This is a genomic window from uncultured Cetobacterium sp. (assembly GCF_947039425.1).
Classification (GTDB): Bacteria; Fusobacteriota; Fusobacteriia; order Fusobacteriales; family Fusobacteriaceae; genus Cetobacterium_A.
In genome coordinates, this window is sequence record NZ_CAMQYW010000014.1 from 1 (window position 1) to 19,967 (window position 19,967).

At 29.8% G+C, this 19,967-nt stretch carries 17 protein-coding genes; all 17 read right to left on the reverse strand.

Annotation, left to right across the window (positions count from 1 at the left end):
* Positions 1 to 129: 129 nt before the first annotated feature.
* Complete coding sequence (locus Q0V09_RS02215) at positions 130 to 564, reverse strand: hypothetical protein (protein WP_297486971.1); 435 nt, start codon at positions 562 to 564, stop codon at positions 130 to 132.
* 16 nt (positions 565 to 580) lie between these two features.
* Positions 581 to 1,285 carry a hypothetical protein gene (locus Q0V09_RS02220; RefSeq protein WP_297486973.1) on the reverse strand — a complete coding sequence of 235 codons (705 nt, stop codon included), beginning with the start codon at positions 1,283 to 1,285 and terminating at the stop codon, positions 581 to 583.
* A gap of 130 nt (positions 1,286 to 1,415) precedes the next feature.
* Positions 1,416 to 2,141: a pyruvate formate-lyase-activating protein gene (gene pflA / locus Q0V09_RS02225; protein WP_297486975.1), complete on the reverse strand. Its 726-nt coding sequence runs from the start codon at positions 2,139 to 2,141 to the stop codon at positions 1,416 to 1,418.
* An 18-nt stretch (positions 2,142 to 2,159) separates the two neighbouring features.
* Positions 2,160 to 4,400 (reverse strand): formate C-acetyltransferase, encoded by a 2,241-nt coding sequence (pflB, locus tag Q0V09_RS02230; protein ID WP_297404960.1) that lies wholly within the window; start codon positions 4,398 to 4,400, stop codon positions 2,160 to 2,162.
* A 181-nt stretch (positions 4,401 to 4,581) separates the two neighbouring features.
* The gene (locus Q0V09_RS02235) at positions 4,582 to 5,304 is read right to left on the reverse strand and encodes a 1-acyl-sn-glycerol-3-phosphate acyltransferase (protein ID WP_297404961.1); all 723 of its coding nucleotides are present in this window, start codon (positions 5,302 to 5,304) and stop codon (positions 4,582 to 4,584) included.
* Complete coding sequence (locus Q0V09_RS02240; RefSeq protein ID WP_297404962.1) at positions 5,301 to 5,840, reverse strand: RecX family transcriptional regulator; 540 nt, start codon at positions 5,838 to 5,840, stop codon at positions 5,301 to 5,303. The genes Q0V09_RS02235 and Q0V09_RS02240 overlap by 4 nt, the downstream gene beginning before the upstream one ends.
* The gene (gene recA, locus Q0V09_RS02245) at positions 5,830 to 6,909 is read right to left on the reverse strand and encodes a recombinase RecA (RefSeq protein WP_297404964.1); all 1,080 of its coding nucleotides are present in this window, start codon (positions 6,907 to 6,909) and stop codon (positions 5,830 to 5,832) included. The genes Q0V09_RS02240 and recA overlap by 11 nt, the downstream gene beginning before the upstream one ends.
* 3 nt (positions 6,910 to 6,912) lie before the next feature.
* Entirely contained in the window at positions 6,913 to 7,911 is a 999-nt protein-coding gene (locus tag Q0V09_RS02250) for a glycosyltransferase family 9 protein (protein ID WP_297404966.1), read from the reverse strand.
* Positions 7,912 to 7,915: 4 nt separating this feature from the next.
* Complete coding sequence (locus Q0V09_RS02255; protein ID WP_297404967.1) at positions 7,916 to 8,584, reverse strand: lipopolysaccharide core heptose(II) kinase RfaY; 669 nt, start codon at positions 8,582 to 8,584, stop codon at positions 7,916 to 7,918.
* A gap of 1 nt (position 8,585) precedes the next feature.
* Positions 8,586 to 9,599: a lipopolysaccharide heptosyltransferase II gene (waaF, locus tag Q0V09_RS02260; protein ID WP_297404968.1), complete on the reverse strand. Its 1,014-nt coding sequence runs from the start codon at positions 9,597 to 9,599 to the stop codon at positions 8,586 to 8,588.
* Position 9,600: 1 nt separating this feature from the next.
* Complete coding sequence (locus Q0V09_RS02265; RefSeq protein ID WP_297404970.1) at positions 9,601 to 10,626, reverse strand: glycosyltransferase family 9 protein; 1,026 nt, start codon at positions 10,624 to 10,626, stop codon at positions 9,601 to 9,603.
* On the reverse strand, positions 10,586 to 11,368 hold the full coding sequence (locus tag Q0V09_RS02270) for a glycosyltransferase family 2 protein (RefSeq protein WP_297404971.1): 783 nt from the start codon (positions 11,366 to 11,368) through the stop codon (positions 10,586 to 10,588). The genes Q0V09_RS02265 and Q0V09_RS02270 overlap by 41 nt, the downstream gene beginning before the upstream one ends.
* 128 nt (positions 11,369 to 11,496) lie before the next feature.
* A complete protein-coding gene (nifJ, locus tag Q0V09_RS02275) occupies positions 11,497 to 15,081 on the reverse strand; it encodes a pyruvate:ferredoxin (flavodoxin) oxidoreductase (RefSeq protein ID WP_297486977.1) in 3,585 nt (1,194 codons plus the stop codon).
* A gap of 166 nt (positions 15,082 to 15,247) precedes the next feature.
* Positions 15,248 to 16,453 carry an acetate/propionate family kinase gene (locus Q0V09_RS02280; protein ID WP_297404975.1) on the reverse strand — a complete coding sequence of 402 codons (1,206 nt, stop codon included), beginning with the start codon at positions 16,451 to 16,453 and terminating at the stop codon, positions 15,248 to 15,250.
* Between the two features lie 42 nt (positions 16,454 to 16,495).
* Positions 16,496 to 17,494 carry a phosphate acetyltransferase gene (gene pta / locus Q0V09_RS02285; RefSeq protein WP_297404977.1) on the reverse strand — a complete coding sequence of 333 codons (999 nt, stop codon included), beginning with the start codon at positions 17,492 to 17,494 and terminating at the stop codon, positions 16,496 to 16,498.
* Between the two features lie 134 nt (positions 17,495 to 17,628).
* A complete protein-coding gene (gene ftsY / locus Q0V09_RS02290; protein WP_297404979.1) occupies positions 17,629 to 18,798 on the reverse strand; it encodes a signal recognition particle-docking protein FtsY in 1,170 nt (389 codons plus the stop codon).
* Positions 18,799 to 18,815: 17 nt separating this feature from the next.
* Positions 18,816 to 19,967, reverse strand: a 1,152-nt coding sequence (locus Q0V09_RS02295) for an NAD(P)/FAD-dependent oxidoreductase (protein WP_297486980.1), incomplete at its 5' end; no start/stop codon positions are given.

Here is a 19,967-nt window from a genome sequence, read left to right on the forward strand (position 1 = left end):
TATTCGCTGGTGGTACAACTGCAAAAGCTATCTCATTTAATAAAATTACTCCCAATAATATTATAAATAAATATTTTACTTTATTTACAATTATTTTTAAATTATTTTCCATCAATAGTCACCTCCACATTAATTTCCAGAATTTATCTTAACTTGCAATTTTAAATTCATATCTATTCCTGTATTTAATTGTGATATTTCCCAAAGTACAGCTCTATAATTACTTAATGGAACTTCTAATCCATTTTGAATTATTGGAAATTCTAAAAAATCTCTTCCATTTAATGATACTTTAAAATTATTCTGAGGAAATATTTTGTCATCTATTAAAGTTGTTCCATTTGGAATTGGAATTATCGGATTTACATTATATATAGCTTCAGAAGTATCATTTTTTATATAAAAAACATATTCCAATATATCCCCAGGTAATCCTTGTTCTGAACTTACTCTTTCTATATTCCCTTCTGCTCCTGTTATTACTTTGTAAGATGAAAGTTCTGTTTTTATTTCTGCAAAAACTGAAACTACTGTTAATAAAAATATTAATATTACTCTCTTCATAATTTATCCTCCTTATTTATTTTAAAATGTAATTTAATTTTTTGTAACTTTTTTCTATTTTTATCAATTTTTCTTTTAAAAATAAAATATTTTCTAAAATAACATTTTCTAATCTTTCCATTTCCAAGCCTTTATTTATTTTTTTTATATCTTTTTCTGAAAACTTAATTTTCATCTTATTTCCGTTTCCTTTTTCTATAAATATTAATTTGTTGTTTTTATTATCAAAAATAAAAAAAGCATCAAATTCTATTTTTTTTCCTTGTGGTAATAAAACTTTTACTGAATTATCCCATATTTTTTTTTCTAGTATATTTTTTCCTAAATTTTCTCTTTTAGTTTTTTCAATCCAATCATTTGATTTTTCTATTATTTTTTGAAATTCATTAAACTTTACAAGTAAACCATCAATAACTACATGACTTTCTTTATTATTAAAATTATAAATCACTCCCATATTTATTTTTATTTCCTTATTTTTTGTTAAATTTGTATAAATTGGAATCATTAATTCCTCTCCATTAATTAAAATCTTTTCCTTGGCTTTTCCTTCTCCTAAAATTTTATATTTTATATTAATTTTATTTGAATATATTTTTTCTATTATTTTTTCCACTTTAAAAAGATTAGTTGTTACCTCCTTAGACACAAATATTTTATTTTCTTTTTTTTCACATCCTATTAATAGAAGTAAAAAAATTATATATATAATTTTTTTCATATTCCCCCTTTTAATAAATAAAAAAAATAAGACTAATAACTTTTACTAGTCTTATTATTCTAAAATTTCTTTAATTTCTTTTTTTAAATAAAAAAAATCCACTAAAATTTCACAATTTTAGTGGATCTCATTATCTAACTGTTAACCCTCTACTTTTAAAGATATTTTTAGCATTTTCCCATCTTTCTGCTGAAAGTTGTTCTACACCTTTTAAAGGATAATCCATTCCCATCTTTTGCCACTTATACTCTCCTAAAGAGTGATAAGGTAACACTTCAACTTTTTCAAGATTATCAAAATGTACTAAGTAATCTGCTAATTTTCCTAATAATTCATCATTATCAGTTATTCCTGGAACTACAACGTGTCTTACCCACATTGGCTTTCCAATCTTCTTTAAATATTCAGCAAACTCTAATGTTGGAGCTAACTCCACACCAGTTAGTTCTTTATACTGAGCTGGGTCAATTGATTTTATATCTAATAAAATTAGATCTGCATAATCTATAGCTTCTTTTGTTTTATCATTAAATAAAAATCCAGAAGTATCTATAGCTGTATGTATTCCCTCTTTTTTACATAATTTCAATAATTCAGTTACATATTCAGGTTGAGTTAACGGATCACCACCAGTGACCGTTACTCCTCCTTTTTTTATATAATTTTTATATCTACAGATTTCTAAGAAAGTTTCTTCAGGCGTCTCCACAGATTTTGAATCTTCCCTTTTCCAAGTATCACAATTATGACAGTATTTACATCTTAAAGGACAACCTTGTGTAAACACAACATATCTTATCCCTGGTCCGTCTACCGTTCCAAAACTTTCATGTGAATGTATATAACCTTTTACCATTTCTTAGCCATCCTTTTATTACATATTTCCGTTAATTGTTCTTGAAATAACGTCTAATTGTTGCTCTTTAGTTAATCTTACAAAGTTAACTGCATATCCAGATACTCTGATTGTTAACTGTGGATATTTTTCAGGATTTGCCATAGCATCTTCTAATAACGCTCTGTCAAATACATTTACGTTTAAGTGTTGTCCACCATCTGCTGTAAAGTATCCATCCATTAATCCTACTAAGTTTTCAACTCTTTCTTCAGTAGCTTTTCCTAAAGCTCCTGGAGTTATTGCGAATGTGTAAGAGATTCCATCTTCTGCATGGTGGAATGGTAACTTAGCTACTGAAGCTAATGCTGCTACTGCTCCTCTTGTATCTCTTCCGTTCATTGGATTAGCTCCTGGTGAGAATGGAGTTCCAGCTCTTCTTCCACATGGAGTAGTTCCTGTTTTCTTACCATAAACAACATTTGAAGTTATAGTTAAGATTGATTGTGTAGCTCTTGAATTTCTATAAGTTTCATGAGTTCTGATGTAGTTCATGAATTTCTCAAGAATTAATATAGCTAATCCGTCAGTGTTATCATCATTGTTTCCGAAAGGTACATATTCTCCTTCTCTTTCGAAATCAACAGCAATTCCTCTTTCGTCTCTAATTACTTTTACTTTTGTATCTCTAATAGCTGCTAATGAGTCAGCAACAATTGATAATCCAGCAATTCCAGATGCTTGAGTTCTTAAAACTTCTACATCATGTAAAGACATTGCGAAAGACTCATATGAATACTTATCATGCATGTAGTGGATAACTTTAAGAGCATTAATGTATACTCCTGCTAACCATTTTAACATTGCATCATATTTTTCCATAACTTCATCAAAGTCAAGATACTCAGATGTAATTCCTTCAAATCTAGGTCCAACTTGTGCTCCTGATTTTTCATCTCTTCCACCATTTATAGCATAAAGTAATGCTTTTGGTAAGTTTACTCTAGCTCCGAAGAATTGCATTTGTTTTCCAATTTTCATTGGAGATACACAACATGCGATTCCATAATCGTCACCTAAGTCTGGTCTCATTAAGTCATCATTTTCGTATTGGATTGCTGATGTATCGATAGATACTTTAGCACAGAAATTCTTCCAGTTAGCTGGTGATTTTTCTGACCATAATACAGTTAAGTTTGGCTCTGGAGCTGGTCCTAGATTGTAAAGAGTATTTAAGTATCTGAAACAAGTTCTAGTTACTAAAGTTCTTCCATCTACCCCTTCTCCTCCTAAAGCTTCAGTTACCCAAGTAGGATCTCCTGAGAACAAATCATTATATTCAGGTGTTCTTAAGAATCTTATTATTCTTAATTTAATGATGAATTGATCTACTAATTCTTGAGCTTCAGATTCAGAAATTAATCCTTTAGCTAAGTCTCTTTCGATGAATACATCTAAGAATGTAGCAGTTCTACCAACTGACATTGCAGCTCCATCTTGGTCTTTAGTTGCAGCAAGATATGCAAAGTATACCCATTGTACAGCTTCTTTTGCGTTTGTTGCTGGCTTTGTTACGTCAAATCCGTATGAAGCACACATTTTAACAAATGCTTTTAAAGCAGAAATTTGCTCAGAAATTTCTTCTCTTTTTCTGATTATTGTTTCAGTTAATTCTGGAGCTTCAGCTTTCTTTAATTCAAACTGCTTCTCTTCTAATAATCTATCTACTCCATAAAGAGCTACTCTTCTGTAGTCTCCTATTATTCTTCCTCTTCCGTAAGCATCTGGTAAACCTGTTACGATTCCTGATTTTCTTACTGCTCTCATATCTTCAGTATAAGCTGAGAATACTCCTTCATTATGAGTTTTTCTATATTTTGAGAATATCTCTTTAGTTATTGGATCTATTTCATATCCGTAAGCCTCAAGAGCATTCTGAACCATTCTTAATCCACCTTTTGGATAGATTCCTCTTTTTAAAGCTACGTCTGTTTGTAATCCTACGATTGATTCATGCTCTTTTGAGATGTATCCAGGTCCGTAAGTTGTGATTGATTGTGGAGTTCTAGTTTCAGCACCATAAACACCTTTTTCAATTTCCACTTTAAACATTTCTGTTAAAGTATTCCAAACTGCTTTAGTATTATCTGTTGCCTCTGTTAAAAATTTATCATCACCTGTGTAAGGTGTGTAGTTGTTTTGAATAAAGTCTCTAACGTTGATTTCTCTTTGCCATAAGTTACCTTTGAAATCTGACCAGTAAGATTGTAAGTTTTCCATCTTTCTCCTCCTGCGTGGATTATAAATTATATATATCCAAAGTATTGTTTTTAGTTAAACTGTTAAGTTCAACTTCATTTTCAAAAGAATTATAACATAAAAAATAAATAGTGTCAAACTTTTACGTGTTTTCTTGGGCTTAATTTATACCATTTAGGTGGTCATTATTTGACTGTTTTTTTCACATTTCACTTTCTATCGTTTTCTGAACATAGTCATTTAAAGTATTTTTTAAGTTTTTATCCATTTCTTTCAATTTTAACGGTTTTCCTACAGTCAATTTTACCTTTTTTTTAGAATTTATTTTTTTTTCTCCTCTCTTTTGAACAGAAAATGTTCCGTCTACTGTTAAAGGAATTATAATTCCATCTGCATCTAAAGCTAACTTAAAACTTCCTTTTTTAAATTTCTTAACTTTTCCATCTGTGCTTCTCTCTCCTTCAGGAAAAATTACAGTTGGATAACCATCTTTAACTATATCCACTGCTTTTTTTATACTTTTTATCCCTTCTCTTGGATTTGATCTATCTAAAAAAATACAATTACTTAGCTTCATCCAAGTTGAATAAAAAGGCCAAGATTCCATCTCTTTTTTAGCTACAAATCCAACAGGCATATTTAACCCTACAACTATTACAGGTATATCTATATTGCTTTGATGATTAGAAACAAAAACAATTCCATCATCTAAATTTAGTTGATCTATTGCCATTTTATCTATATAAACAACTTCTAAAGTTATTTGTGCAGATTTCAACATCCTTTTTGAAAGTTTTTTCAATAATCTTCTTGATTTAAATACTCTTTCTCTTTCAGGCATTTTTCTTATTTTTGATAATTTAAAAATATTCATATAAAGAAATGAAGTTAATGCTGAAATTGCTACTTTTAATAAAGTTATCATTCTTCCTCCTCACATAATGTTTTTACTTTTTTAATGTCTGAATAAGAATACCCCTTTCTCATAAGACTCATTATTTTTTTATTTATATCTATTCCTTTTAATTTTAACCATTTTTTCTTTAACGACTCTAATTCCTCACTATTATCATATTCAGAAAATACTTTTGAAATTATATCCTCTGATATTCCTTTTAGTTTTAAATTAAATTCGATTTTTTTTCTTCCTATATTTTGATTTTGTATATAATTAGTGGCAAATAAAAAATCATCTAAGTACTCTTTTTCTTTTAACTCTCTAATTACTTTACTTATAGATGTTTTTTCTCTATATTTTCTTATTAATTTCATATATATCTCTTTTTCACTATAATCTCTTTTAGCTAAATAGTAATATGAAGTAGAGAGAGCAGCTAGCTCTAATACTTTTAAGTATTCTTCATGAGATAGCTCCTCTCTCTGTTTTAAACTATATTTACTTATTATTTCATTGCTAAGTCCTACTTCTAAACCATTTTCAAAAATAAATTTATTCTTCAAACCCCTCTTCAATTTCAATCTCTTCATCTTCTCCTTCTGAAGTTGATAATACTATTGATTTTTTACTTAACAACTGCATTACTTGTTCTTCTATACTTTTTAATAATTCCTCTTCCGTTTCAAGTCTAGCTTTTACATTTTCTTTTCCTTGACCAAGTCTAATATCTCCAAAACTAAACCAAGCTCCAGATTTTGAAACTATATCATTATCAAGAGCCATATCTAAAATCTCTCCAACTCTCGATATTCCTTTTCCATACATAATTTGGAATTTTGCCTCTTTAAAAGGTGGAGCTACTTTATTTTTAGTCACTTTAACTAAAGTTTCATTACCTATCATATCGTCGCCCTGTTTTACACTTCCTATTCTTTTTACTTCCATTCTAATTGTTGAATAGAATTTTAGAGCTTTTCCACCTGTTGTTGTTGTCTGAGGACCAAAACTAAAGCCTCCAATTTTATCCCTAACTTGATTTATGAAAACCATTGTCGTTTTTGACTTATTAAGAGAACCTGTTAATTTTCTTAAAGCTTTTGACATTAATCTAGCTTGAAGTCCCATTTGTTGATCTGACATCTCTCCATCAATTTCTGCTTTTGGTACTAATGCTGCAACAGAATCTATAACAATAATATCTATTGCCCCTGATCTAACAAGCATATCTGCTATTTCTAAAGCTTGTTCTCCAAAATCAGGTTGTGATATTAATAATTCATCAACATCTACACCTAATGCTTTTGAATAAACAGGATCAAGTGCATGTTCAGCATCTATAAATGCAGCTACTCCGCCCACTTTTTGAGCTTCAGCTATTATATGAAGTGCTATCGTTGTTTTACCAGAACTTTCAGCACCATATACTTCTATAACTCTACCTCTTGGAACTCCATTTATTCCTAAAGCTAAATCTAAATTTAAACTTCCTGTTGAAATTACCTCTATATTCATTCCTGTATTTTCACCAAGTTTCATTATTGAACCATCACCGAAATCTTTTCTTATCTGTTTTAATGCTGTTTCTAAAGCTTTTGATCTATCTGCAGATGCATCTACTACTTTTTTAGCCATTTTTTACCTCCCTGTTTCCTCTATTATTTTCATAATTTTTTTAGCATTTAATTTTTTCATACAATTAAAATGTTTTTTTGGACAATCTTTATCTCCATGTAAACTACATGGAGAACACTCCTCTCCTAAATATACTAAAATGTTTTCATTATCATATTCAAACATCTCAGGACTAGTTGGTCCAAAAATAACAAATGTTGGACATTTTACTCCCCTTCCAATATGAAAGGGCCCTGAATCATTTGTTACTAAAAATCTAGCTTTTGATAACAATGCTCCACTTTCTTTCAATGTTAGTTTTCCTGCCAAATTAACCCCTAAATCTCCACTCATCATTCTAATCCTATCGCACATTTCATATTCTGATTTAGATCCAATTATTAATGGCTTTTTATTATATTTTTCATATAAAAGTTTTACCAATTGAGCAAAACCCTCTTGAGTCCATTTTTTAGTTTCCTTTGACGCTCCTGGAGCTATTATTGGAACATTTTCAATATCCACACTTAGGTTTACAACCTTTTGTAAATCTTCATTAGTATAAGAAAAAGTTAAATCTTCTTTTTTATATTTTACTCCTAACACTTCAAATGCGTTAAAATAATTTTTTACAATTGTATTATCTACTCTATATTTAATAATTCTTGACTTAACTAAAATAGTTTTTAACAATCCTCTTTTTTTATAAGTATATATCTTTCCACCTATTGTTTTACTTATTATTTTAGATCTAATTTTAGAATGTAAATCAAAAATATAGTCATATTTATTCTTTTTTAATTCTTTTCCAAAAGATACTAGCTCTTTTAACCCATCACCTTTACTTTTATCAAAAATAATTAAGTTATCAATATAAGGACACCCTTCAATTGCATCTTTAAAATTTTTCATTACTAAAAAATCTATAATTATATTAGGATATTTTTCTTTTAAACTTTTAAGGACTGGTGTAGTTAATATTACATCACCTATGGAACTTAATCTAATTATTAAAATTCTCACTTTACTATTCCTTTCCTCTTAATTTTTTTTTCATTCTTCCAAACCAATGAAGATAACTATTTAGAAATTTCGCTATTTTATAACTTGTTGTTGTTTTGCTATAAATATCTATATTTTTATGACAACTTTCTTCTAAATAAATAAATTCATAGCTAGCACCAATAGATCCATAAATATTTCTTTGAAATTTAGCATCAATTATATAAACATTCTCATTTTTTATAATAAAATTAGGAAGTTGAGAATCTCCATGTAAAAATCCAGAATTATGGATTTTATTCAACTCTTTACTTATCTCTTCTAGGTTTTCAATACTTCCTATTTTACCTTCCAAATACTCTGTTATTAAAAATGAATCTTTTACCATTAAACACTCTTTTTTTTCATAAAATAATACTGGAGTTAAACCTAAAAATCCACTCTCATAAATTTTCAAACAATTAAAATACTCTCTTCTACTTTCACTACCTCTAAAAATAGATATAAATCTTTGCCATTTTTTAGTATTTTTTTCTATTGGTATTTTTAAAACTAACTTTCTATTTAAAATTTCAATTAAAAGTACTTTGCTTCTATTATCATTTTTTAAAGTTTTTAAAACTTTATATTTTTTCTTTAAAAATAGTTCATATATCTCTTCACTTTTATCATTAGAGAAATAAATTTTTTTCATTTTATTCTCCTAATTTTTTATTAATTTTATCTATTATAGTTTTTGGTTTTATATCAACCATACACTTAAAATGTCCTTTTGGACATTTATCTCCACCATGAATAGCACAAGGTCTACATTCTAATTCTTTCATTTCTACTACTTCACTATTTAATCCCCATGGAAAAAATCCAAAAGCTTTTACTGTAGGTCCAAATATCGCTATAATATGTGGCTTTTTCCAAGCAGAAGCTATATGAATTGGAGAAGAATCATTAGTTAAAACTATGTCACTTCTTTTAATAATTTCTGCTAATTCTAAAAGAGTTGTTTTCCCTCTTAAATCTATTAAATTTTTTACTTTTTCTATATTTAATGTAAGCTCATCTTTCCCACCTACAATAATTACCTTTCTATTTTCTTTATTATTTTCTTTTATAACTTCATTAAAATAATCTAATGGCCATTTTTTAGTAAACCATTTACTTCCAGGAGCTATTACTATAACTTTATTTTTTTCTAAATTATTTTCATTCCATAATTTATCAATCTTTTCAATATCTTTTTTACCTGGATACAGTTCTATTGGATAATCTTTTTGAGGATTTTCTATTTTTTCACTTCCTAGAAAAGAAAGTATCTTTTCTACCTCATGTTTATCTTTATCGTACTTTATCTTTTTAGTAAACAAAAATGCTCCACTAGCTATATCATATCCCAATCTTTTAGGAGATCTAGTTAACCAAGATAATACAGAACTTCTTAAATATCTATGAAGAGTTAAAACCATATTAAAGTTTTCATATCTTAATCTTCTTCCTAAAGATATTAACCCTTTAATTCCTTTATGTACTCCTCTTTTATCATATTCAATAATCTCATTTATATCTGGATTATTTCTCAATATGCTAGCTCCTACTGGTGTAGTTACAAAAGTTATTTTACTGTCTGGATATTTTTCTTTTATTCTTTTTAAAATAGGCGTAGATAAAACTATATCTCCAATAAAAGCTGTATGTATTATTAATATTTTCATGCTACGCCTCCATTTTTTTCATTATTTCATTTACTATTTGATTTTCAATCTCATCATCATATGTTTGAAAATTCTTATCTTTATAATTTTCTTTTGTATTCATATCTGGAATAATATATGACACTTTATTATTTCCATATACTCCCCATCTTTTTATACTTTGAGTTAATTTCTTAGGATATATTGCCACTATCTTTTTTTGTAAAGAACCTGCTATGTGAGTTGGACCTGTTGATCCTCCAAAATAAACTGTTCCTTTATTAATTACAGCTCCAATATTTAAAAGTTCTCCTCCATTTGCATAAAGATAAACATTTTTATTCTCTACCATTTTTAGCAATTCTTGCCCTCTATCTTCATCTGATATATGAGCTGTTATTATAACAGTTATAGTATTATCTTTTTCTAAAACTTTTTTAATAATTTGCGCATATTGTTCATCTGTTATATTTTTTGCAGATCCTCCCATAAAAGGATTTATAACTAAAATTTTCCCAGTTATACTATTATCTTTAAAGAATTTTTCTGCCGCTTTTTCATTGGCATCATCTAGTATTATTTCGGTATTTAATTGATATGTTTCCTCGTATCTTTCCTTATCTAATTTTTTTACTAAATCTAAATTATATTCAGCTTCGTGCTTTATTGATTTTGATCTTTTTTGCAACACGCCTTTATTAAAAGTAAAAAATGACTTTATTTTAGAAAGAGGTCCTATCTTTATTTTAGCCTTACTTGCTTTAGATAATTTCATTACAAAACTATCTACATATAATGCTATAAATATATCTGCATGAAAATACTCTATCTTCTCTAAAAGTTCCTTTTGTCTATAATCATCTATCTGAATTATTCTATCTATATATTTCAAATTTTTTACTATATCATAATTATACTTTCTTACGAGAAGTGTTATTTCTGCACTTGGATACATTTTTCTAACCATAAAAAAACTAGGGATTGATAATATTAGATCTCCTATTTTATCAGTTCTTGCGATTATTATTCTTTTCAATGTATGATCCATTCTTATACATCTCCCTTAATTTAAAATATTTTATCATTGAATACATCGCACTTGTTGAAGCAATTACAAAACCAGGAATTCCATCTAAAAATCCCAACCTAACAATATACATCTTTATAAACTTATATAATGGATTTAATGTTATATCCAATAGTGAAACTTTCTTCCCACTCTTATAATACTCTTTTGCTCCCTCTGTTGTATATCTATTAAATCTTATAAAATAATCTTCCATTGTTAAATACGTATGATGGTATATATTTTCTTTTAATTTATATATTTTTTCATCTGTTTTAAACTCTTCATGCACATTGTTATCGTTAAATCTTCCACTATTCTTTCTAAAAAGTCTTATTGCATAAGAACTTCCCCAACCACCATATTTTAATTTTTTCCCAAAGCATATTGAAACTCTATTTATTTTAAAAACTTTTTTTTCTTTTTCTTCATTTATAATCTTTTTCAACTCTTCTTTTAACTTTTCAGATACTTCTTCATCTGCATCTATATTTAAAATCCATTCACTTTGACACTTTTCTATTGCTGAATTTCTTTGCGGACCATAACCTTTCCACGTTTCTACAAAAAATCTTGCTCCAAATTCCCTCGCTATTTTCTCTGTTCCATCTGTTGAACCACTATCTACAATAACTATCTCGTCAACTAATCCTTTAATTGAATTTAAAGTATTTCTAAGCACTTTTTCTTCATTAAAAGTAATCATAGCTACAGATATTCTCATCCTGTCACCCTTTCTTTTTTAAATTATTTCTACTTTTAATTATACCAAATTATCTATTTTTTTACAAAAAAGTTTTTATATAAAAAAAGGATAAGGTATCTCTACCTTATCCTAATTATTTCAAAGAATTACTTAGCTTCACAAGCGAAGTCTAATGCTGCAAGTCTTTGATATTGTCTCCATCTTCTTTGAGCTTGAGATTTATTTCTATCGAATAAATCTTGTGCTTCTGCTGGATGAGATTTAGTTAATGTTGCATATCTAACTTCTCCCATTAAATAATCATTATATTTATCCCAAGCAGGCTCTTTAGAATCTATTTGAAGTGGGTTTTTACCTTCTGCTTCAAGTGCTGGATTATATCTAAATATTGGCCAGTATCCACATTCAGTAGCTAATTTCATTTCTAATTGGCTATTACCCATTCCTCTTTTAATACCATGACTTATACAAGGAGCATAAGCAATGATTAATGATGGACCTTGATAAGCTTCAGCTTCAGCTATAGCTTTCAAGTATTGAGCTTGATTAGCTCCCATAGATACTTGTGCTACATAGATATGTCCATAAGACATAGCAATTGCTGCAAGGTCTTTCTTTTTGTTAGCTTTTCCTGCTGCAGCAAATTTAGCAACTGCACCAGTTCTTGTAGATTTCGATGCTTGTCCTCCAGTGTTAGAGTATATCTCAGTATCCATAACTAAAACGTTAACGTCATCAGATGATGCTAATACATGATCTAATCCTCCATAACCAATGTCATAAGCCCATCCGTCTCCACCGAAGATCCATTGTGATTTTTTAACTAAGTACTGTTTTAACTCAAGAAGTTCTTTAGCTATTTCACATCCACAAGCTTCTAAAGCTGGAACTAATTTATTTCTAACTTCTTTAGTTTTAGCTCCGTTAGTTCTATTTTCCATCCATTCAGTAAACATAGCTGCAATTTCAGGTTTTACATTTTCCATATTTGCTTCCATGATAGTTTGGATTCTATCTCTCATAGCTTCAACAGCTACTGCCATTCCGTAACCAAACTCAGCATTATCTTCAAATAATGAGTTAGCCCATGATGGTCCTTCTCCACAACTATTAGTTGTGTATGGAGTTGAAGGAGCTGATCCTCCATAGATTGATGAACATCCAGTTGCGTTTGCTATCATCATTCTATCTCCGAATAATTGAGTTATTGCTTTAATGTATGGAGTTTCTCCACATCCACCACAAGCTCCGTGGAACTCAAATAATGGTTGTGCAAATTGAGAACCTTTTACTGATGTTTTTGGCATAAACTCATCTTTGTAAGTTACTTTATTGAATAAGTAATCAGCATTTTCTTGCTCACCATTATCAACTTCGTCTCCAATTGGTACCATTACTAAAGCTTTTTCTTTAGCTGGACATACATTTGCACATAGTCCACAACCAGTACAATCTAAAGGAGAAACCTGGATTTTGTACTCTAATCCTTCTAATCCTTTTCCAATTGGTTTTTTAGTTGCTAATTCATTTGGAGCTCCTACTTTTTCCTCTTCTGTCATTAAGAATGGTCTTATAACAGCATGTGGACAAACATATGAACACTGGTTACATTGAATACAGTTCTCTACTTTCCAATGAGGAACATTAACTGCTACTCCTCTTTTTTCAAAAGCTGTAGTTCCATTTTCAAATGTTCCATCTTCATATCCTAAGAATGTAGAAACTGGTAAAGCATCTCCTTTTAAGTGATTAATTGGAGCTGCAATTTTCTCAACAAATTTCTCTAATTTGTTAGATCCACAGTCACATCCTGAACATGAACAAGCTTCTTTAGCTTCTGCAACAACTGGTGCTTCAACTTCTAAGTTAGCCCATGCTGGATCAACAGTTACTTGAACTAATTCATCGGCACCTTTATCAATAGCCTCATAGTTCATTTTTACAATTGCGTCACCTTTTTTAGAATATGATTTTTCAGCATATTTTTTCATGTAATCTTGTGCATCTTCAAAAGGAATAACATTAGCTAATTTGAAGAATGCTGATTGCATTATTGTATTAGTTCTTCCTCCTAATCCAATTTCTGCTGCTAATCTATTAGCATGAATGATATAGAACTTAGCATTTTTCTCTGCTAATTCTTTTTTAACTGAATTTGGTAAATGAGCAATTGCTTCCTCTTTGTCCCATACACAGTTTAATAAGAATGTTCCATTTTCTTTTAATTTACTTACCATATCAAATTGTCCTAAATAAGCTGGTACTGAACAAGCTATAAAGTTAGCACTTGATACTAAATATGTAGATCTTATTGGATTTTTTCCAAATCTTAAGTGAGATCTAGTTGATCCACCAGATTTTTTAGAGTCATATGCAAAATACCCTTGTGCATATAAATCTGTTTTATCTCCAATTATTTTTATTGAGTTTTTGTTAGCTCCAACTGTACCATCTGCTCCAAGACCAAAGAATAAACATTCTCTAACCCCTTCAGCTCCAGTTTCAATTGTTGGACCTACTTCTAATGAATTGTTAGTAACATCATCAACGATACCTACAACAAATCCATTTTTTGGATTTTCTTCTCTTAAGTTATCAAATACAGCTTTCATTTGAGCTGGAGTTGTATCTTTTGAAGATAGTCCATATCTTCCACCTACAACTATTGGAGCATTTTCCATTCCATAGAATAATCCTCTGATATCCATGTATAATGGTTCTCCTAATGATCCAGGTTCTTTTGTTCTATCTAATACAGCAATTTTCTTAACTGTTTTAGGGAATACATTGAAGAAATACTCAGCTGAGAATGGTCTATATAAGTGAACATTAATTAATCCAACTTTTTCACCTTTTGCAACTAAGTGATCAACTGTTTCTAATAAAGTTTCGCAGACAGATCCCATAGCTATAACTATATTTTCTGCATCTGGTGCTCCATAATAGTTAAATGGCTTATATTCTCTTCCTGTTGCTTTTGAAATTTCTTCCATATAATGAGCAACTACTGCTGGTACTGCTTCATAGAATTTATTTTGTACTTCTCTTGTTTGGAAGTATATATCATCATTTTGTGCTGTTCCTTTAGTTACTGGGTGCTCAGGATTTAAAGCTCTTTCTCTAAACGCTTTTATAGCATCCATATCAACTAAATTCTTAAATACATCATAATCCATTACTTCAACTTTTTGAATTTCATGTGAAGTTCTGAATCCATCAAATATATTCATGAAAGGCACTCTTGTTTTTATAGCTGTTAAATGAGCTACTCCTGAAAGATCCATAACTTCTTGAACTGAACTTTCGAATAACATTGCAAATCCACTTTGTCTAGCTGCATATACGTCTTGGTGATCTCCAAAAATTGATAATGCTTGAGCTGCTAATGATCTTGCTGATACATGAATTACTCCAGGTAAAAGTTCTCCTGCGATTTTGTACATATTAGGTACTTTTAATAATAATCCTTGAGATGCAGTATAAGTAGTAGTTAATGCTCCTGCTTGTAGTGATCCGTGAACTGTTCCTGCTGCTCCTGCTTCTGATTGCATTTCTACAACTTTTACAGGAACACCAAACATATTTTTCATTCCTCTTGATGCCCACTCGTCAGTGTACTCAGCCATTGGCGATGATGGAGTTATTGGATAAATCCCTGCTACCTCAGTAAACGCGTATGACGCATATGCTGCTGCTTGGTTTCCATCCATTGTTTGCATTTTTTTAGCCATTTGAATTGTCCTCCCTTTTATTAAATTAACATTTTAAGGTTACTCTCTTAAATTGAGAGCAACCAATGTTAATCAACTACATTTTTTAATAAAATTACATCTAAAACTAATTCAACCCATATATACTTTTAAAAACACTACTTATATTTGAACATTTAGTAAAAAATTACTTCATGTTTTTAACTATTGCAAATGTATCTCTAGCTATTACTAATTCTTCATTTGTAGGTATTTTGAATACTTTTACTTTTGAAGTTGCTGTAGATAACTCTACATTTCCTTTAATTCTTTTAGAGTTAATTTCAGCATCTAAATCTACACCCATGAACTCTAAACCATGTAAAACTTCTCCTCTAACTTTACCAGAATTTTCTCCAATTCCTCCAGTGAAACATATAGCATCTACTCCACCCATTTGAGCTGCGTAGTTACCTACATATCCTCTGATTTTGTAAGAGAACATATTTGCTGCTAATAGAGCTCTTTCATTTCCAGCTGCTGCTGCAATTTCCATATCTCTACAATCTGAAGATTCTCCAAATATTCCTTGAATTCCAGATTCTTTGTTCATTCTAGAATCCATCTCTTTATCTGTTAATCCTCTTTTATTTTTAATGAATAAAACTGCTGCAGGATCAATATCTCCACATCTAGTTCCCATCATTATTCCTTGTAATGGAGTTAATCCCATTGTTGTATCAATACATTTACCATCTTTAACAGCAGATATTGATCCACCGTTTCCTAAATGACAAACGATTATTTTTGAAGTTTCTGGATTTCCTAATAACTCTTGAGCTACTCCTGAAACAAATTTATGAGATGTTCCGTGGAATCCATATTTTCTAACTTTTAATTCTGTGTAATCTTCGTATGGTAATGCATACATGTAAGCTTCTTTAGGCATTGTTTGATGGAATGCTGTATCAAATACTCCTACATTTGGCTTTCCTGGCATTAATTCTTCCATAGTTTTGATTCCAATTATATTTGCAGGGTTATGTAATGGAGCTAACTCTGAACAAGTTTCTAAAGCATCCATAACTGCATCTGTAATTAATACAGAACCAGCAAAATCTTCTCCTCCATGAACAACTCTGTGTCCAATAGCGTCTACTTCTTCTACTGATTTAATTACTCCATATTCTGGACTTGTTATTGCTTTAATTACTAAATTTAAAGCTTCTTTATGAGTTGGCATAGCCTCTTTAATTTCGATTTCGAAATCATTTGCTGGAGCTTCATAATCCATTTTTGATCCTTCGATTCCTATTCTTTCACAAAGACCAATTGCAAAAACCTCTCCTGATTCAGGATTGATTAGTTGATACTTTAGAGATGAACTACCACAGTTAATAACTAAAACTTTCATTAAATTCTACCACCTTATTTTTTATTTTATGTTAACTGAAAATTACTTTCCAGCTTGTGCTGATGTTATTGCTGTTAAATCAATAATATCTTTTACTGAACATCCTCTAGATAAATCGTTTATTGGAGCTGCTAATCCTTGAATTAAAGGACCATATGCTTCAGCATTTGCTAATCTTTGAACTAATTTATATCCAATATTTCCTGCTGCTAAGTTAGGGAATATTAATACGTTAGCTTTTCCAGCTACTCCTGATGTAGGTGCTTTTTTAGCTCCAACAGATGCTACTAATGCAGCGTCAGCTTGTAACTCTTCATCAAATTTGAATTCAGCATTTCTTTCTCTTAAAATTTCTCCAGCTCTCTTAACAACATCAACTGAATCATGCTTAGCAGATCCTTTTGTTGAGAATGTTAATAATGCTACTCTTGGATCTAATCCAGCTACTGATGCTGCTGTTGCTGCTGCTTCTGTAGCTATATCTGCTAATTGCTCAGATGTTGGCTCAGGAATAACTGCACAGTCTCCAACTACTAAAATTTCTCCATAAGTATCTACATTATATTTTAATTCTAACATCATTACAGATGAAACTGTTTTTAATCCAGGTTTTGTTCCTACTACTTGTAATCCAGCTCTTAATACATTAGCTGTTGGTGAATCTGATCCTGAAACCATTCCAGAAACGTCTCCCATTTTTACCATCATAGCACCAAAGAAGTTAACATCAGTTGTTAATGTTTTTTCTGCTTGCTCAGGTGTCATTCCTTTTTTAGCTCTTAATTCACAAAGCTTTTCAACATATGAAGCTAATTTTTCAGATGTTTTTGGATCTACAATCTCAACACCTTCTAAAGATACTCCGTATCCTGCTGCTGCTTTTGTTATTTCATCAACATTTCCTATTAAAACTGGAACTGCTACTTTTTCCTCTACGATTCCTGCTGCTGCTCTGATAACTCTCTCATCAGTAGCTTCAGGAAGTACTATTTTGTTCCCTAAAGTTCTTGCTTTTTCTTTAATTTGAACGATTATGCTCACATTAAGCCTCCTTAAAAATTTATACATAATGCCTAAATAGTAATTAACCCATACTTTATTTGACTATTATTTTTCAAATATATATTAACAAATTTTATATACTTTTACAACAATATTTCGTTTTTTTTAACTATTTAATCAAAAATTGCATTAATATACTCTTTTCCATTAAACTCTCTTAAATCATCTATTCCTTCACCAACACCTATATATTTTATAGGTTTTTTAAGTTCATCAGATATACTAAACAGTATTCCACCTTTAGCTGTTCCATCTAATTTAGTTACAATAAATCCTGTTAATTTTGTAACCTCATTAAATACTCTTGCTTGGATAAGTCCATTTTGTCCTGTTGTTCCATCTATTACTAAAATAGATTCATAATCATCGTTATTTAATTTCTTCTTAATTATATTATTTAATTTTTCCAACTCTTTCATTAAATTATTTTTATTATGAAGTCTTCCAGCTGTATCAATTATTACTATATCAGCATTTTTTTCATCTCCAGCTTTTAAAGTATCAAAAACAACTGCTCCAGGATCTGACCCCTCTGGATGCTTTATCAACTCAGCACCTGCTCTATTTGCCCATTCTTCAAGTTGTTCTACTGCTGCTGCTCTAAATGTATCTGCTGCTCCTATTACAACTTTTTTACCCTCTTTTACATATTTTGACGCTATTTTTCCAATTGTTGTTGTTTTTCCAACTCCATTAACTCCTACAACTAAAATAACATTCATTTTTTCTTTACTTACATCCAATTGAGTATTTTCTACTATTAAATAATTTGCAAGTACATCTTTTAAAACAGGATAAACATCTTCAGGTTTTTTTACTCCTCTATTTTTCACTTCAACTTTTAAATCTTTAACAATTTTTAAAGTCATTTCAATTCCAATATCAGATTGTACCAAGATGTCTTCTAACTCTTCGTACATCTCACCATCAACAATTGATTTTTCTGAAAATAAATTTTTTAAAGAACCAAAAAGACCCTCTCTTGATCTAAAAAGTTTTTCTTTCAATGATGAAAGGAAACCTTTTTTTTCAACCTTTGGTTTCTCTGCATAAAGAGATTTCTCTTCAGAGATTAACTCTTCTTGAAATTTTTCATTTTCTAAAACAACTTTTCCTGCTATTTCTTCCTCTTTTATATCTTCTTCTTTTTTATTTTTTTCTAATTCTTTAATATTTTCTAGCTCTTCATCTAAAATTTCTTCTTCTAATTTTATATGCTCTTTTTCTAGTTCTTCCTTTTTTTCCTCTTTTTTTCTCCCAAAAAGTCTATTAAAAAATCCCATATTAAAATCCTCCGCTTTTATTTAGATACTATATGTCTAACTGCTAGTATGCCCATCACTGCAGCAATATTTAATCCACTTCCGTATCCTGAGCTATCCCCAGCTGCATATAGTCCCTTTATATTTGTTTCCATATTTGCATCTATTGTTATTCTTGTGCTTCTAAATTTAATTTCAGGGAAGTATAACAATAAATCACTTGATGCAAATCCTGGTGTTATTTTATCATGAACTTCTATAAATTCAATAATATTATCAAGTATTCTTTTTGGACAAGCAAGAGATATATCTCCAGCTACATAATCCTCTGTTGTCGGAATAATATTTAATCTTGCTATTGTTTGATCAGTTGATCTTCTTCCAACTTTTAAGTCTCCATAAGATTGGACTAAAATTTTCCCATCAGTTAACATTGATGACATTTTAGCTATTGCTGTTGCGTATTCAAATGGTTGTTTAAATGGTTCTGTAAATGTTTTTGTACATAGCAATGCTAAATTTGTATTTTGAGACTTCTTATCTTTATAAGCATGTCCATTTGCTAATACAACATCATCACTATGTTTTTCAGCTGCAATAAATCCACTTGGATTTGAGCAGAAAGTTCTCATTTTATCTCTATATTTTGTTGTATGATAGATCATTTTAGCTTCATAGAAATTCTCATTAATATCTTTCATAACAATATCTGGAATTTCTACTCTTACTCCTAAATCAACTGCTCCTGTTTCATAAGATACTCCAGATTCTTCACACATTTCCATCAACTTTTTAGCCCCACTTCTTCCAAGACCAATTATTATGTTTTTTCCAAAATATGTTTCCATCTCATTTTGTTTGTTTAAAACATTTATACCTTTAATTTCACCATTTTCTATTATCAATGAATCAGCTGATTTTTCTGTAACAAATTCTACTCCTGCCTCTAGTAAATAATCAACTAACTTTGTATATAACTCTCTAGATCCATCTGTTCCCAAGTGCATAGTTGGAGTATCAACCAATTGTACATTATTTTCTATACATCTTTTTTTTATGTCTAACATAGTTTGATTATATTCAAGACCTGAAGGTTTTTCATCAAATCCAAAATCTTTATAAATATCCGCAACATATTTTATTGTATCATTTACTAATGATTTACCTGTTAGTATATGAACATCTCCACC

Bases quoted from the DNA above. Each gene is read 5' to 3' on its own strand.
- Q0V09_RS02215 (WP_297486971.1), bottom strand. From the start codon at position 564: ATGAAGAGAGTAATATTAATATTTTTATTAACAGTAGTTTCAGTTTTT.
- pflB (WP_297404960.1), bottom strand. From the start codon at position 4,400: ATGGAAAACTTACAATCTTACTGGTCAGATTTCAAAGGTAACTTATGG.
- Q0V09_RS02235 (WP_297404961.1), bottom strand. From the start codon at position 5,304: ATGATAACTTTATTAAAAGTAGCAATTTCAGCATTAACTTCATTTCTT.
- ftsY (WP_297404979.1), bottom strand. From the start codon at position 18,798: ATGGGATTTTTTAATAGACTTTTTGGGAGAAAAAAAGAGGAAAAAAAG.
- waaF (WP_297404968.1), bottom strand. From the start codon at position 9,599: ATGAAAATATTAATAATACATACAGCTTTTATTGGAGATATAGTTTTA.
- nifJ (WP_297486977.1), bottom strand. From the start codon at position 15,081: ATGGCTAAAAAAATGCAAACAATGGATGGAAACCAAGCAGCAGCATAT.
- Q0V09_RS02220 (WP_297486973.1), bottom strand. From the start codon at position 1,285: ATGAAAAAAATTATATATATAATTTTTTTACTTCTATTAATAGGATGT.
- Q0V09_RS02270 (WP_297404971.1), bottom strand. From the start codon at position 11,368: ATGAGAATATCTGTAGCTATGATTACTTTTAATGAAGAAAAAGTGCTT.
- recA (WP_297404964.1), bottom strand. From the start codon at position 6,909: ATGGCTAAAAAAGTAGTAGATGCATCTGCAGATAGATCAAAAGCTTTA.
- Q0V09_RS02265 (WP_297404970.1), bottom strand. From the start codon at position 10,626: ATGGATCATACATTGAAAAGAATAATAATCGCAAGAACTGATAAAATA.
- pflA (WP_297486975.1), bottom strand. From the start codon at position 2,141: ATGGTAAAAGGTTATATACATTCACATGAAAGTTTTGGAACGGTAGAC.
- Q0V09_RS02255 (WP_297404967.1), bottom strand. From the start codon at position 8,584: ATGAAAAAAATTTATTTCTCTAATGATAAAAGTGAAGAGATATATGAA.
- Q0V09_RS02280 (WP_297404975.1), bottom strand. From the start codon at position 16,453: ATGAAAGTTTTAGTTATTAACTGTGGTAGTTCATCTCTAAAGTATCAA.